We start from the raw sequence: 14,186 nt of genomic DNA on the forward strand, positions 1-14,186 counted from the left end.
CGGGGGCCGCAATCGCCTGTCCGCCCCGAGGGGCTGCGAGGCTACCGCCACACGACCCCCCGGAGGTGTCCCATGGCGACCGACGACCACGGCTTCGCGACCGAGCAGGTGCACGGCGGCTTCGTGCCCGACGCCGGGCACGGCGCCCGGGTGCCCGCGATCCACATGTCCTCCGGGTTCCTGTTCGACGACTTCGACCAGGCCCGTGACCGCTTCGCCGACACCGACGACGGCTACACCTACACGCGACTCGGCAACCCCACGAACGCCGACGTCGAGCGTCGCGTGGCGCTGCTCGAACGCGGGGTCCAGGCGATCCTGGTCGGCAGCGGCCAGGCGGCGGCGACCGTGGCGTTCCTCGGTCTGCTGCAGACCGGCGACCACGTCGTCAGCGCCCGGAGCATCTACGAGGGCACCCGCGGACTGCTGCTGCAGAACCTCGGCCGGCTCGGCATCGAGGTCGACTTCGTCACCGACGCCCGCGACCTCGACGCCTGGGCTGCCGCGGTCCGGCCGAACACCAAGGCGTTCTTCGCCGAGACGATCCCCAACCCAAAGAACGACGTCCTCGACATCGCCGGCGTCGCCGAGACCGCGCACCACGCCGGGGTCCCGCTGATCGTCGACAACACCCTCGCCACGCCGTACCTGGTGCGCCCGGTCGAGCACGGTGCGGACATCGTCGTGCACTCGGCGTCGAAGTTCCTGTCCGGGCACGGTGCCGGACTCGGCGGGGTGGTCGTCGACGGCGGCCGCTTCGACTGGTCCGCCGCCCCCGAGCGCTGGACGCACCTGACCAGCCCCGAACGGTCCCTCGGCGGCGAGAGCTACGTCGAGCGGTACGGCAACCGGGCGTTCGCCGTGTTCGCCCGCGACGTCGTCGCCGCACGCATCGGTCCGGCGCCGTCCCCGTTCAACGCGTTCCTGCTCCGCCAGGGCATCGAGACGCTGTCGCTGCGGGTGGAACGCCACTGCGCGAACGCGCTGGCCGTCGCGTCCTGGCTGGACCAGCAGCCGGAGGTGACGAGCGTCGACCACGCGGGCCTGGCCTCCAGTCCGTTCCACGACCTCGCCCAGCGCTACCTGCCCCGTGGGGCCGGATCCGTCTTCGCCTTCACGCTCGCCGGTGGCGGAGCCGCCGCGCGCGCGTTCATCGACGCCGTGCAGCTGTTCAGCCGGATGACCCACCTGGGCGACGTCCGCTCGCTGATCCTGCACCCGGCGACCACCACCCACGCCGGCCGCACGCCGGAAGAACGCGCCGAGCAGGGCATCGACGACGGCCTGATCCGGCTGTCGGTGGGCATCGAGGACATCGCGGACCTGCTCCGCGACCTGGAACGCGGGTTCGCCGCCGTGCGGTCCGCAGCGACCACCGGCCTGGAGGCACGTGGAGCGTCCGACGCGCACCGCTCGTCGGTCGGTGGGCCGGCCCTCGACCGGCAGGAGCGCTGAATGGCCGAGCTGCAGCACTTCGGGTACTTCTTCTCGCGGGGCTTCGGCCCGCAGGCGTGGGGCCGGTCCGACTGGGACTGGGGCCACGACTGGACAAAGCCCGACCTGTACCAGCAGTCCGTCCGGACACTCGAGCAGGCCGGCATGGACCTGGTCATCGCCGAGGACGCCGTCTCGCTCGGGAACCCCGCGACCCTCGACCTGCGCATCCGGCAGGCGTACGGCGGCCCGAAGCACGACCCGCTGCTGCTCGCCCCGTACCTGTTCGCCGCCACCTCGCACATCGGCATCGCGCCGACCGTCAACGCGGGGATCACCCCGCCGTACCTGGCGGCACGGCAGTTCGCGACCCTGGCACACCTGTCCTCGGACCGTCTGGGGATCAACGTCGTCACCGACGTCGGCAGTGCACGGCACGCCGGCCTGCCGCCGCTGCCCCACGACCAGGCGTACGACCGCGCCGAGGAGTGGATCACGCTGCTCCGCCGGCTCTGGCACTCGTGGGGCGACGGGTACGTCGGGGCGCCGGACTCCTGGCACTTCGCGGACGGGGAGGCCCTCGACGCGTTCCACCACGAGGGCGCCCACTTCACCGCCGACGGGCCGCTCAACGCGTTGCCGCTCGCCTCGGACCCGGTCGTCGTCTCCCCCGGCGGCTCCGGTCGTGGGCTCGCGTTCGCCGGGACCCACTCGGACGTGCAGCTCGCGCTCGCGCCGTTGTCGGCCGCCGCGGTGACGGACTACCGAGCACGGGTGATCGCCGCAGCGGAAGCGGCGGGGCGCTCCGCGTCGGACCTGCGGATCCTGTTCGTGCTCAAGCCGGTGATCGTGTCCTCGCCGGAGGAGGCCGACCGCATCGTCGCGGCGTCCGAGCACCCTTCGGACGACGCGCTGCGTGCGGCGGCCATCGCGTGGTCGAGCGACTCCGAGACCGACCTGCTCGCGCTCGACCTGGACGCCCCGGTACCCGACGGGACCTTCGGTGAGCACGTCTCGGCCGGCACGATCCGCGGGCTGCTCGGGGACACCCCGGACGCACCGCTGCGGGAACTGCTCACCCGCAAGGCGCGGCAGGGGCGGATCGCGTCACGCTCGGGGTTCGTGGGGACCGCCGACGAGTTCGCGGACTTCGTCGAGGAGCTCGGCAGCGACGCCGACAACGACGGGATCATCTTCTCGGGTGACCTGCACCCGGCGCAGATCCACCGGACGTTCGGCGACCTGGTGCCGGTGCTCCGGCGCCGCGGGCTCCTGCGACGGGAGTACGGCGCCGGAGGGATCCGGGCGAACCTGTTCGACTTCTAGCGGCAGCGGCCGCGAGCTACTTCTTCTTGGACTTCTTGTCGTCGTCCTTCTTGGACTGCTTCTTGCCGTCGTCCTTCTTGGACTGCTTCTTGCCGTCGTCCTTCTTCGACTGCTTCTTGCCGTCGTCCTTCTTCGACTGCTTCTTCTTGCCGTCGTCCTTCTTCGACTGCTTCTTCTTGCCGTCGTCCTTCTTGGACTGCTTCTTCTTGTCGCCGTCCTTCTTCGACTTCGCCTTGCTCGCACCCGTCGGCAGCGGCAGGACGGCCGACACGGCCTCCGTCTCCGCCTGCGAGGCGTCGGCGTCGGCGTCGCCGGGCGCAGCCTCGGTCTCCGGCGACTCCACCCCGTCGATCGGCGCGACGACCACGGCGGAGCCGGTGTCCAGCTCGACGTCGACAGCGTGCTCCTCGAGCACCGGCGCCAGGGCATCGGCGACCCGTTCGACCGTGAGCACCGCGTCCGCCTCGGCGAGTCGGAGCAGCGCCTGTGCGGTCCGCACGCGGGTCGTGGACCGGCGCGCGAGGACGTCGGACCGTGCCCCCTCGAGGAACGTCCGCAGGGCGCGTTCCACGACGGAGCGGCCGCGCGGGGCAGCGCGGTCGAGCCGGTCGAGTTCCCCGGCGACCCCGGAGACGTCGTCGGCGACGTGCTCGTGCCGGACCGACTCGATGAGCGCGGCGATGGCGGCGGCGGCACGTTCCACCCCGGCGGAGCGCTGGTCGAGCACGACGAGCATCTCGACCACCGACCCGTACGTGACGGTCTCGAGCCGCACCGGTTCGGCACCGCGGCCGCGGACGACCAGTCGGGTGTCGGGGTTCGGCAGCCAGGCGGCGAGGGCGGCGACCGTGGCGACGGAGCCCACGATCCGCTCGTACTCGCTGAGCACCACTCGTTCCTGCTCCCGCAGACGGACACGGATCGCGATCTCCTGCACCACGTGCTGACCTCTCGTTCGGGTTCGACGCGAGCGTGTTCTGCGCGCCTGCTCCGCAGCGTAGTCCTCGGACGTGGCGGAACAGGAAACGCCCCGGCACTGTCCAGGGGACGGTGCCGGGGCGTTCAGGTGGCTCAGCGTGACAGCGGTTCGTCGTTCGGCGAATGGTGGAGATGGGGGGAATCGAACCCCCGTCCATCGCTGCAATTCGACGTCTTCTACGGGCGTATCCGGATAGTTCGTTCTGCTCGGCCCCGTCCTTTGCTACCGGCTTCTAGGACGACGGGCCCAGTCTCAGTGCAAGTCCCGCACGGCCCTGAGGCGCAACCGTGCAGCAAGTCCTCTGGATGACGTCGGGATCAGGTTAGGGGACGGTCACCTGGCCGACGGACTTCATGTGCTGGGCTGCTTACGCAGCGAGAGCGAAGTCAGTGCGCTTGGAATTGGCACTTGTTGGTTTCCACGGATCGTTAACGAGATAACCGTGGGTCCTCGGCCCGCTTCCCGTCGGCACACAGGCAATGTCGAAACCGATCATCCCCATGCGGGCCGGACGTGCGAACCGCTGTCACGCTGTTGAGTTGCCAATGCCCCGATCGGAGAAGTCCCCCAGTCTAGCCGAGGACGTGCGTCGGCGCTACTCGCCGACGCGGTTTCGCGTGCGCATGGCCCGCTCGGCCTCACGCTTGTCGGTCTTCTCGCGCAGGGCCTGGCGCTTGTCGAACTCGCGCTTGCCCTTCGCGACGGCGATCTCGATCTTGGCCCGACCGTCGTGGAAGTAGATCTGCAACGGCACCAAGGTGTAGCCACCCTGCGCCGTCTTGTGCGAGATCTTCACGATCTGCTGCTTGTGCAGGAGCAGCTTGCGCTTCCGTCGGGGCGAGTGGTTGTTCCACGTGCCCTCGGTGTACTCCGGGATGTGCACGGCGTCGATCCAGGCTTCGCCACCGTCGATGAAGGCGTACCCGTCGACGAGTGACGCACGCCCCATGCGCAGGGACTTCACCTCGGTGCCGGACAGGACCATGCCTGCTTCGTACGTGTCCTCGATGAGGTAGTCGTGTCGGGCGCGACGGTTCGTCGCGACGATCTTCTCACCGCGTTCCTTCGCCATGACGACTCCTCTCGATGGTGACCGGTGCACTGCGCCGGATGGTTCCGCGCAGCCCTACAGACTACTCAACACGAAGCGGGCGGCGCACCTTCCCGGCGCGCCGCCCGCTCGCGGATGCTGTGCTGCGTCAGACCTTCAGGTACCGACGGATGGCGATCGATGCCGATGCCGCTGCGAGGAGCACCCCGATCACGATCACCGCGGGGACCACGATGGCCGCGTCCCCCATGCCGATGAACGCCGTGCCGGTGAAGCGCTCCGCCAGGAAGTTCCGGACGAAGAACCACACCACGGCGGTGATCGCGCCGCCGGCCAGGACGGCTCCGATGGCTGCGGCGATCACCCCCTCGAGCACGAACGGTGTCTGGATGAACCGGTTCGACGCACCCACGAGTCGCATGATGCCGAGCTCTCGCCGTCGGCTGAACGCCGACAACCGGATCGTCGTCGCGATGAGCAGCACGGCCGCCACGAGCATGAGCCCCGCGATGCCGATCGCCGTGTACGACGATGCGTTGAGCAGGTTGAAGATCGGTTGCAGGTACCCGCGTTGGTCGACGACGCTCTGCACGCCGGCGACCTTCGACAGGCTCTCGACCAGGACATCGGCCTGCGACGGGTTCTTCAGGTTGACCCAGAAGGTCTCGTTCAGGTACTCCGGCTTGACGAACTCCGTCGCGGCCGAGTCCTTGAACTGCTCCTTGAACCGGGTGAAGGCCTGGTCCTGGTTCTCGTAGTAGGTCTTCTCGATGTAGGGCTTGAGCGTCGACGACTCGAGTTGCGCCTGGACCTGTTCGCGCTGGTCCGCGGTGGCCTTCGCGCCGGTGCAGTTGCCCGTGGTGTCGGTGTCGGTGCACAGGTAGACGGCGACCTGCGCCCGGTCGTACCAGTACCCCTTCATCTGGTTGATCTGCATCTGCAGCAGGATCGCGGTACCGACGAAGGTCAGTGAGATGAAGGTCACGAGGACGACGGAGACGACCATCGACGCGTTGCGCCGCAGGCCCGAGCCGACCTCGGACATGACGAGTCCGAGCCTCATCGGATGAGCCCCGGGATCGTCTGGATGCCGGTGGTGTTGGACACGGTGCCTCGCTGGATCGGGACGGCCTGGGTCTGGTAGCCGCCGGACTGCTCGTCACGCAGGACGGTGCCGTTCGAGAGCTCGATGACCCGCCGCTGCATCTGGTTCACGATGCTGGCGTCGTGCGTCGCCATCAGCACGGTGGTGCCTCCCTGGTTGATGCGTTCGAGGAGCGCCATGATGCCGGCGGACGTGGTGGGGTCCAGGTTTCCGGTGGGCTCGTCGGCCAGCAGGATCGCCGGCTTGTTCACGACGGCGCGGGCGATGGCCACACGCTGCTGCTCACCACCGGAGAGTTCGTGCGGCATGCGGGTGGCCTTGCCGGCGAGTCCGACGAGCTTCAGCACGTCGGTCACGGCTTCACTGATGAAGCCCTTGCTCTTGCCGATGACCTGCAGCGAGAACGCCACGTTGTCGAACACGTTCTTGTTCGGCAGCAGACGGAAGTCCTGGAACACCACGCCGAGGTTGCGTCGGAAGTACGGGACCTTCCGCGACGCCAGGGACCCGAGGCGCTGCCCGAGCACGTGGATCTGCCCGCTGGTGGGCTTCTCCTCCTTGAGCACGAGGCGCAGGAAGCTGGACTTGCCGGAACCGGACGCGCCCACGAGGAACACGAACTCACCCTTGAGGATCTCGAGGGTGAGGTTGTCGAGCGCCGGACTCGGGTTGCCCGAGTAGACCTTGGTGACCTGGTCGAATTTGATCATGACCGGATCAGGGTAGGTCGCCCCGCTTGGAAAGCAAGCGAGGCGCGCGGCTCACGGACCCCTAGTCGGCGACGGATTGCTTGCGCCAGCGGATGCCGGCGTTGATGAAGCCGTCCAGATCGCCGTCGAACACGGCTGAGGGGTTGTTCACCTCATGCTCCGTCCGGAGGTCCTTGACCATCTGGTACGGCGCCAGGACGTACGAGCGGATCTGGTCGCCCCAGCTCGCCGTGATGTTGCCGGCGAGCTCCTTCTTCTTCGCGTTCTCCTCTTCCTTCTTCAGCAGGAGCAGGCGCGACTGCAGCACGCGCATGGCGGCTGCGCGGTTCTGGATCTGTGACTTCTCGTTCTGCATCGAGACCACGGTGCCGGTCGGGATGTGCGTCAGCCGCACCGCCGAGTCGGTCGTGTTGACGGACTGTCCACCGGGGCCCGACGAGCGGAACACGTCGACACGGATGTCGTTCTCCGGGATGTCGATGACGGCGGTCTCCGGCATGAGCGGGATGACCTCGACCGCCGCGAAGGACGTCTGGCGCTTGCCGGCGGCGCCGAACGGCGACATCCGGACCAGGCGGTGGGTGCCGGCCTCGACCGACAGCGTGCCGAACGCGTGCGGGGCGTCGATCTCGAACGTCGCGGACTTGATGCCCGCTTCTTCGGCGTAGGAGGTGTCCATCACGGTGGTCTTGAAGTTGTGCTGCTCGGCGTACCGGAGGTACATGCGGAGGAGCATCTCGGCGAAGTCCGCCGCGTCGACACCACCGGCGCCGGCACGGATCGTGATGACGGCCGGACGGTCGTCGTACTCGCCGTCGAGGAGCGTCTGCACCTCGAAGTCGCCGATCATCTTCTGGATCGCCTTGAGCTCGGCGAGGGCTTCGTCGGCCGACTCCTGGTCGTCGCCCTCGTTCGCCATCTCGACCAGCACCTCGAGGTCGTCGATGCGCTGCTCGGTGTCGGTGATCTTCTTCAGCTCCGACTGCCGGTGCGAGAGCGAGCTCGTCACCTGCTGCGCGTGGTCGACGTCGTCCCAGAGGTCCTGGGCCCCGGCCTGCTCGCTGAGGTCGGCGATCTCACGCTGCAGGCGGTCGACGTCGACCACCGAGCGGATGTTGCCGAAGGTCTCGCGAAGGGCGGAGAGCTGCTCGGTGAAGTCCAGTTCGACCATGGTCATCGATCCTACCGGCGCGAGTCCGACTCGGCCGACCGGGGGTCAGTAGTCGATGTGCTCCGTCCGTCCCGACGACAGGGCACGAGTGGCCGCCTCGGCGATGGCCTGGGCCCTGAGCCCGTCCTCCAGGGAGACCGGCGGCTCGGATCCGGACTCGAGCGACGCGACGAAGGCGGCGAGCGTCGCGGCGTAGGTGGGCTGCACACGCTCGAACCAGCCGTCGTGGAGTCCGTCCGCGACGATCTGCCCATCGGTGTAACGAGCGACGTTCCCGCGGTGGTTCCGCCGCGACTCGACGAGTCCGGACGATCCCATGACCTCGATGCGCTCGTCGTAGCCGTAGCCGGTGCGCCGCACGCTGTCGATCTGCACGAGCGCGCCGGAGGGCATCGTGAGAGTCGTGACCGATGTGTCCACGTCGCCGAACTCGCGGATGGCCGGGTCGACGAGCGCCGAACCCGCCACCGCGACCGTCACCGGGTCCTCGCCGGTGATCCACCGCACGAGGTCGAAGAAGTGCACGGTCTGGTCGCGGAGCTGGCCGCCGGAGACCCGCAGGTAGTCGAGCGGCGGCATGGACGGGCCACGGGAGCTGAGCTGGAGGAGTTCGACCGCACCGATCTCCCCCGCGGCGACGATGCGTTGCAACTCGGCGTGGTCACGGTCCCATCGCCGGTTGAAGTCGAGCATCGCCGGCACGCCGCTGGCACGCACGTCCTCGACCACCGCGACCGCGTCGGCGTACCCGGCAGCGATGGGTTTCTCGCAGAGCACGGCGATCCCAGCGTCGGCGGCAGCGTGCAGGTGCTGCGCGTGGGTGTCGGTGGAGGAAGCGACGAAGACCGCGTCGACCTGCGCCGCGTCGAACGCCTCGTCCTGGGTGAGCACCCGCGTGCCGTGCCGTGCCGCCAGCGATGCAGCGCGGTCACGGTCGACGTCGTGGATCCCCATGAACTCGACGTCGGGGTGCGCTGCGAGGGACGCGGCGTGCACGGCGCCGATGAAGCCGGCACCGACGAGTGCGAAGCGTTGCGTCATGATCAGCCCACCAGGATCGCGGTCAGGTCGTGCATGGTGCGTGCGACGACGGCGGGATCCTGTTCGTTCGCCCGGTCGGAGAACATCTCGGTGACCCACCATCCGTCGTACCCGGTGGCCTTGATCGCGTCGACCCACTGCTGCAGCGGGATCGCACCGCCACCGATGACGACGTTCCGGTGGACGGCTTGGTCGGGAACCGTCCGGTCGCGGTCCAGGTCGAACCCGTCCGACAGGTGGACGGCCTTGATGACCGACGCGGGCAGCGCTCGGACCTCGGCCAGCGTGTCCCCGGTCGTCCAGAAGTGCCAGGTGTCCAGTGCGATGCCGACGTTGTCGCGCCCGGCCTCCTCGATGATGTCCAGCGCGTGCCGGCATCGGTTGAGGTGCGCCCACGCGAGGGGCTCCAGGTAGACCTCGAGCCCGTGGTCCGCGGCGATGTCCGCCGCCAGACGGACGTTCGCTCCGGTGATGCGGACCGCTGCGTCCTCGTCGAGCCCCAGCGTCGCCCGGTACCGGGTGTCGTCGTCGGCCAGCCGGCCCGCACGGTGGTCACGGACGACCGCGGAATCGACCGGCCCGGTGCACAGCTGCACGATGGGCGCCCCGACGGCGGTCGCCACACCGCACATGCGCTCGACCTCCGCCACGAAGTCGTCGCGACCGGCCCCCTGACGCTCGATGTCGAGCACCGCACCGAGCCCCGTCACTTCGAGCCCCTCGAGCAGCGGCGGCAGCGTCCGGATGTCGTAGCCGGCGTCGAGGTACCGGTAGAGCTTCGGGCTCTGCAGCTCGATCCCGCCGTACCCGGCTTCCCTCGCCAGTCGGATGTCCTGGACGACGTTGCCGTGGAACGTCGTCGTGACGTTCATGGAGATCTTCGGGGGCATCTGCGCTCGCTTCGTTGGACAGAACTGGAATGAACTGGACCGGTCCAGAATAGGACTAGCCTGCATCCATGTCGAGACCGCACCACGCCCCGACCATCCGGGACGTCGCCGAGCACGCCGGGGTCTCGAAGTCGCTGGTCTCGCTCGCGCTCCGCGGCGACCCAGGGGTCAGTGACGCTCGTCGCGCGGCCGTCGAACGAGCAGTCGCCGAACTCGGCTACCGACCGAACCGCGCAGCCAGGAGCCTCGGTGAGCAGCGGACGGGCACCGTCGGCGTGCTGCTGAACGACCTGCGGAACCCCTGGTTCGTGGACCTGCTCGCCGGCCTGACCGCCACACTCGACACCGTCGGGCTGGCACCCATCCTGGTCGACTCGGCGACCACCCGGCGCGTGGGCGGCTCCCCCGTGGACATGCTCCTGCGACAACAGGTCGACGGGATCGTCGTGGTCGGCACCACCGAGGACGACGCCGCGCTCCGACGGGCCGCCCAGGAGATCCCGGTGGTCCTCGCCGGGACCTACGAGCCTGACGACCTGCACACCGACGTGGTCGTGAACGACGACCACGCCGGCGCGTCGATCGCGACAGAGCACCTCCTCGCGCTCGGGCACACCCGGATCGGTCACCTCGTCGGCCCGGGGCGCGTCGGAGAGCTCCGCGAGCAGGGTTTCCGCGCGACCATGACCCGCCACGGTGCCGACGCCGTCGTGGTGCCGGCCGGCATGAGCGAGGAGAGCGGGTACGCGGCGGCCCGACGAGTCCTGGCCATGGCTGACCGTCCGACCGCGCTCGTCGCCTACAACGACCTCGTCGCCATCGGCGCGTTGTCCGCGGCCGACGACCTGGGCCTGGCCGTCCCGGACGACGTGTCGCTCGTCGGCTACGACGACACGTACCTCGGCAGCATCCGGCACATCTCGCTGACCACGGTCGACAACGGGACCTTCGCGATCGGGGCCCAGGCCGCACGCTGGCTCGGGGAACGCGTGCACGGCCGAACGCCGGAGCCGCGCGTGCACCGAGTGCCGGTGTCACTGGTGGTGCGGCGCACGACGAGCAGTCCGAGACCGACGGCCGACGACCGCTGACGACGGACGCGCCGACCGTGCGGTGCCCCAGCGCGCCCGCCTGTCCGGCGCGCTGGGAAACGGCCGACCGGGAGGCCCGGCGCAGGTCCGTCACACCGGTCACGGTGACGTCGACCGGGGGCCTGCCACCCGCGTCCGCCCGCGGCGCGACACGCCGGCGGACGCCGCTGTGTCAGGATCGCGTCGCTGGCGACACTCCTGAGGTGAGAGGGGGCAACCGTGGATGACGGCGCCAACGCCGACGTAGCACTGAGGCGTCGACTCGCGAACGGCGAACGTGCGGCGTTGGCTGACGCGTTCGATCGGTACGCGGCCGCCCTGACCCGCTTCGCATGGGCCCTGGCCTCCAGCAGCGAGGACGCCGAACGGATCGTGCAGGACACCTTCCTCACGCTCTGGCAGCACGGCGGAACGCTCCGCCTGGCGACCGACGCCCTGCTGCCCTGGCTGCTCGTCGCGTGCCGCGACCACGCGCGCCGCCCCGGCACGGGTGACGGCGACACCGCAGGCACCGACGCGGACGATGCCCGCGTCGGACTGCGCTGGGTCCGCGACGAGATCGATGCGCTGGCACCCGTCGACCGCCGCCTCTGCGAAGCCTGCCTCGTCGACGGACGCTCCTACGCGGACGCCGCCGAGGCCCTCGGCCTCACCGTCGACGCTGCTCCCCGCGGTGCAGCCCGATCCCGTGCCCGACTGCAGAAGGCGGTGATGCACGATGAACACTGAGCCTCCCTCCGGCGACGACCTGCAGCGCATGCTCGTCGCGATGAAGCGCACCGTGCTCACCCGCGCGACCGAACAGCGCCCTGCGCCGCGCCGACGTGGTCGCCGCGCCGCGATCGTCATCGGTGTCGTCGCCCTGCTCGGCCTCGGGATCACCGGTGGTGGCGTCGCACTCGGCGTGATCCCGCAGCCGTTCCCCGCCGACCCCGCCCCCGTCTCCACGCCGGGGCCCAGCGAACCGGCCACGACCAGCACCCCGGAGTCCGCTCCGGTCCAGGAGACCCCGGAGCCCACAGCCCCACCGACACGATCCACTGCCCCGACCCCGAGCAAGGGCCCCTTCGCGCTCGACGCCCCGTCCTCGTGGACCATCTCGGGCGACGAGGTCGGTCCGATCGCGCTCGGCGGCGCCATGGAGGCGGAGTGCGATGACCTCGCGCAGGCGTACCGTCTGGTGCCCGCGACGCCGAGCACGTGCACGGCTCCGGGAACGTGGGCGCGCGACGGCAGCCCGACGCTGCGGATCACCGAGGAGGACGACCGCGTGACCGGGGTCCTGATCGGCGCCGAGGGTGACTCTGCCCGGACGACGACGGCGGGGCCGACGACCGCCGCGGGGATCGGTGTGGGGTCGAGCTCCGATGCACTCCGGGCCGCGTACCCGTCACTCACGGAACGGATCTCGACACCGGACGGATCCTGGTCGCGGTGGGACGTCCAGCTGCCCGGCGCCCTCGTCTCGTTCCAACTCGGCGAGGGCGGGGCGAACGTCGAATCGGTGTGGGTCAGCGCCGAGCAGAACCTGCCCACCGCGGTCTGCGACCTCTGAGCGTCGAGGCACCCGGACCGGACCGGCCGGTCATCCACTGAGCGCGGAGACACGACTGAACAGGTCTTGTACATGTACGCTCATGGCATGCCGATCACCTCGAAGCGACGTCTCGTCGCCGACGCGCTCCGCGACGAGATCGCGACGGGGCGGTACCGAGCCGGCGAGCGCCTGCCCGGCGAGCACGACCTGGCCGTGCGCTTCGCCGTCAGTCGTGGCACCGTCCGAGCTGCGCTCGCCGACCTCGCAGACGACGAGTACATCGCCACCCGGGGTGGGATCGGCTCGGTCGTCACGTTCGACGGCGCCTCCCTCGACCCCCGCGGCGGCTGGGCACGGTCCATCGCCGCTTCCGGGACCGAGGTGTCGACCCGCACCCTGCGCATCGAGCGGTTCGAGGACGCAGCGCTCCAGACCGAGGTCGATGCCGCCAGCGCGACGTTCGTCGCGGTCGACCGGCTCCGTGTCGTCGTCGGTGGCAGTCCGGTGTCCCTGGAGCGCAGCGTCGTGCCGCACCTGGGGCGCCTGGCGTCCGCGACCACCGACGGACTCGTCGACGGCTCCCTGACGGCCACGATCGCCGAGACCGGTCTGGTGCCGGCGAGCGCCGAGCAGTGGATCGACGTCGTGCCGCTCGACATCGACGACGCGGCCTTGCTCGACCGCACCGCGGGCACGCCGTTCCTGCGCAGCCGACGCATCGCACGCACGGCCGAAGGCGCGTTCGTCGAGCGTGTCGACAGCCTCCTCGACCCCGACCGCTTCCGACTGCACATGCGCTTCGGGACCACGTCACGACCCCACGACAGGACACCGTGAACCAGCACCGCCACCGAGACCACGCCCTCGCTGCGCTGACGGGCCTGGCGATCGGCGACGCCCTCGGCATGCCGACCCAGTCGATGTCCCGCGCGCAGATCCTCGCCGACCACGGGGCCATCGCCGGGTTCGCCGACGCCGGACCGCACCAGCGCATCGCCACCGGCATGCCGGCTGGCACGATCACCGACGACACCGAACAGGCCCTGATGCTCGCCGAGCTGCTGCTCGAGGGCAACGGACGACTGGACCCGGTCCGCTTCGCCGAGGCGCTCATCGCCTGGGAGCGCGGGATGGAGGCGAAGGGCTCGCTCGACCTGCTCGGCCCGAGCACGAAGACCGCGGTGCAGCGGATCCTCGACGGCGTCCCCGCGTCCGAGGCGGGCTCGACCGGCACGACGAACGGGGCCGCGATGCGGATCACACCGGTCGGCGTCGCCGTGCCCTCGAACGACCTGGTCCGCTTGGTCGACGCCGTCCAGGACGCCAGCCGCGTCACGCACGACACCGGACTCGGCATCGCCGGAGCGAGCGCGATCGCCGGGGCCGTGAGCGCCGGCATCGACGGGGCGACGCGGTCCGGAGCGCTCGACGCCGCGGTCGCCGCCGCCACGATCGGCGCGGAGCGCGGCCACTGGGTCGCCGGTGCGGACATCGCTGCGAGGACGACGTGGGCGCGTGAGCACCTGCCGACCGTGCCCGCGTCCGCGCAGATCGACACGATCACGCGGCTCATCGGCACGAGCGTGGCCAGCCAGGAGTCCGTCGTCGCCGCACTCGCCCTCGTCGCCCTCGACCTCGACCCGTGGCAGACCCTCTGCGCAGCGGCTGCACTCGGCGGCGACACCGACACGATCGCCGCGATGGCCGGTGCGGTGCTCGGCGCCGTCCACGGGCCGGATGCCTGGCCCGCCGATGCCGTCGCCACCGTGACCACGGTCAACGACCTCCGGCTCGACCGGGTCGTCGACGGACTCCTCACTCTCCGCGCGGGCAGCTGACCCGCCTCCCCCT

General features: G+C 70.2%; 14 protein-coding genes and 1 other RNA gene. 7 read left to right on the forward strand and 8 right to left on the reverse strand.

What is annotated here, in order from left to right:
• Window positions 1-72: 72 nt before the first annotated feature.
• Together ASF75_RS04105 and ASF75_RS04110 are read left to right on the forward strand one after the other, a co-directional pair.
• A complete protein-coding gene (locus ASF75_RS04105) occupies window positions 73-1,455 on the forward strand; it encodes an O-acetylhomoserine aminocarboxypropyltransferase/cysteine synthase family protein (protein ID WP_017888210.1) in 1,383 nt (460 codons plus the stop codon).
• Complete coding sequence (locus ASF75_RS04110; RefSeq protein ID WP_056068916.1) at window positions 1,456-2,760, forward strand: LLM class flavin-dependent oxidoreductase; 1,305 nt, start codon at window positions 1,456-1,458, stop codon at window positions 2,758-2,760.
• A 16-nt stretch (window positions 2,761-2,776) separates the two neighbouring features.
• Here the strand turns inward: ASF75_RS04110 and ASF75_RS04115 are convergent, their stop codons facing one another.
• The 8 genes from ASF75_RS04115 to ASF75_RS04145 all read right to left on the reverse strand — a co-directional run bounded on the left by ASF75_RS04115 (window position 2,777) and on the right by ASF75_RS04145 (window position 9,707).
• On the reverse strand, window positions 2,777-3,700 hold the full coding sequence (locus ASF75_RS04115; RefSeq protein WP_056068918.1) for a hypothetical protein: 924 nt from the start codon (window positions 3,698-3,700) through the stop codon (window positions 2,777-2,779).
• 162 nt (window positions 3,701-3,862) lie between these two features.
• Window positions 3,863-4,239: a transfer-messenger RNA gene (gene ssrA / locus ASF75_RS17250) on the reverse strand.
• 95 nt (window positions 4,240-4,334) lie between these two features.
• Window positions 4,335-4,811 (reverse strand): SsrA-binding protein SmpB, encoded by a 477-nt coding sequence (gene smpB / locus ASF75_RS04120; RefSeq protein ID WP_017888213.1) that lies wholly within the window; start codon window positions 4,809-4,811, stop codon window positions 4,335-4,337.
• A gap of 127 nt (window positions 4,812-4,938) precedes the next feature.
• Window positions 4,939-5,853 carry a permease-like cell division protein FtsX gene (gene ftsX, locus ASF75_RS04125; RefSeq protein ID WP_017888214.1) on the reverse strand — a complete coding sequence of 305 codons (915 nt, stop codon included), beginning with the start codon at window positions 5,851-5,853 and terminating at the stop codon, window positions 4,939-4,941.
• Entirely contained in the window at window positions 5,850-6,605 is a 756-nt protein-coding gene (gene ftsE / locus ASF75_RS04130) for a cell division ATP-binding protein FtsE (protein ID WP_017888215.1), read from the reverse strand. The genes ftsX and ftsE overlap by 4 nt, the downstream gene beginning before the upstream one ends.
• A 61-nt stretch (window positions 6,606-6,666) precedes the next feature.
• Window positions 6,667-7,776, reverse strand: coding sequence for a peptide chain release factor 2 (prfB, locus tag ASF75_RS04135; protein WP_017888216.1), 1,110 nt, complete (start codon window positions 7,774-7,776; stop codon window positions 6,667-6,669).
• 45 nt (window positions 7,777-7,821) lie between these two features.
• Window positions 7,822-8,817, reverse strand: a complete 996-nt coding sequence (locus ASF75_RS04140; RefSeq protein ID WP_056068920.1) for a Gfo/Idh/MocA family oxidoreductase — start codon at window positions 8,815-8,817, stop codon at window positions 7,822-7,824.
• A gap of 2 nt (window positions 8,818-8,819) precedes the next feature.
• The gene (locus ASF75_RS04145; RefSeq protein ID WP_056068922.1) at window positions 8,820-9,707 is read right to left on the reverse strand and encodes a sugar phosphate isomerase/epimerase family protein; all 888 of its coding nucleotides are present in this window, start codon (window positions 9,705-9,707) and stop codon (window positions 8,820-8,822) included.
• Window positions 9,708-9,775: 68 nt separating this feature from the next.
• Here ASF75_RS04145 and ASF75_RS04150 point away from each other — a divergent pair, with 68 nt between their 5' ends.
• The 5 genes from ASF75_RS04150 to ASF75_RS04170 all read left to right on the forward strand — a co-directional run bounded on the left by ASF75_RS04150 (window position 9,776) and on the right by ASF75_RS04170 (window position 14,173).
• The gene (locus tag ASF75_RS04150; protein WP_056068924.1) at window positions 9,776-10,798 is read left to right on the forward strand and encodes a LacI family DNA-binding transcriptional regulator; all 1,023 of its coding nucleotides are present in this window, start codon (window positions 9,776-9,778) and stop codon (window positions 10,796-10,798) included.
• Window positions 10,799-11,083: 285 nt separating this feature from the next.
• Window positions 11,084-11,527, forward strand: coding sequence for an RNA polymerase sigma factor (locus ASF75_RS04155; protein WP_056068926.1), 444 nt, complete (start codon window positions 11,084-11,086; stop codon window positions 11,525-11,527).
• Window positions 11,517-12,353, forward strand: coding sequence for a hypothetical protein (locus ASF75_RS04160; protein WP_156463764.1), 837 nt, complete (start codon window positions 11,517-11,519; stop codon window positions 12,351-12,353). The genes ASF75_RS04155 and ASF75_RS04160 overlap by 11 nt, the downstream gene beginning before the upstream one ends.
• 87 nt (window positions 12,354-12,440) lie before the next feature.
• Complete coding sequence (locus ASF75_RS04165) at window positions 12,441-13,172, forward strand: GntR family transcriptional regulator (protein WP_214519717.1); 732 nt, start codon at window positions 12,441-12,443, stop codon at window positions 13,170-13,172.
• On the forward strand, window positions 13,169-14,173 hold the full coding sequence (locus tag ASF75_RS04170; protein ID WP_056068931.1) for an ADP-ribosylglycohydrolase family protein: 1,005 nt from the start codon (window positions 13,169-13,171) through the stop codon (window positions 14,171-14,173). Before ASF75_RS04165 ends, ASF75_RS04170 begins: the two co-directional genes overlap by 4 nt.
• Window positions 14,174-14,186: the final 13 nt, after the last annotated feature.

This window comes from Curtobacterium sp. Leaf154, from assembly GCF_001424595.1.
GTDB lineage: Bacteria > Actinomycetota > Actinomycetes > Actinomycetales > Microbacteriaceae > Curtobacterium > Curtobacterium poinsettiae.

What these genes read in the sequence shown, in the direction of transcription:
- ASF75_RS04105 (WP_017888210.1), top strand. Translation starts at nt 73, where the DNA reads ATGGCGACCGACGACCACGGCTTCGCGACCGAGCAGGTGCACGGCGGC.
- ASF75_RS04145 (WP_056068922.1), bottom strand. Translation starts at nt 9,707, where the DNA reads ATGCCCCCGAAGATCTCCATGAACGTCACGACGACGTTCCACGGCAAC.
- ASF75_RS04140 (WP_056068920.1), bottom strand. Translation starts at nt 8,817, where the DNA reads ATGACGCAACGCTTCGCACTCGTCGGTGCCGGCTTCATCGGCGCCGTG.
- ftsX (WP_017888214.1), bottom strand. Translation starts at nt 5,853, where the DNA reads ATGAGGCTCGGACTCGTCATGTCCGAGGTCGGCTCGGGCCTGCGGCGC.
- ASF75_RS04110 (WP_056068916.1), top strand. Translation starts at nt 1,456, where the DNA reads ATGGCCGAGCTGCAGCACTTCGGGTACTTCTTCTCGCGGGGCTTCGGC.
- ASF75_RS04160 (WP_156463764.1), top strand. Translation starts at nt 11,517, where the DNA reads ATGAACACTGAGCCTCCCTCCGGCGACGACCTGCAGCGCATGCTCGTC.
- smpB (WP_017888213.1), bottom strand. Translation starts at nt 4,811, where the DNA reads ATGGCGAAGGAACGCGGTGAGAAGATCGTCGCGACGAACCGTCGCGCC.
- prfB (WP_017888216.1), bottom strand. Translation starts at nt 7,776, where the DNA reads ATGGTCGAACTGGACTTCACCGAGCAGCTCTCCGCCCTTCGCGAGACC.
- ASF75_RS04165 (WP_214519717.1), top strand. Translation starts at nt 12,441, where the DNA reads ATGCCGATCACCTCGAAGCGACGTCTCGTCGCCGACGCGCTCCGCGAC.
- ASF75_RS04150 (WP_056068924.1), top strand. Translation starts at nt 9,776, where the DNA reads ATGTCGAGACCGCACCACGCCCCGACCATCCGGGACGTCGCCGAGCAC.
- ftsE (WP_017888215.1), bottom strand. Translation starts at nt 6,605, where the DNA reads ATGATCAAATTCGACCAGGTCACCAAGGTCTACTCGGGCAACCCGAGT.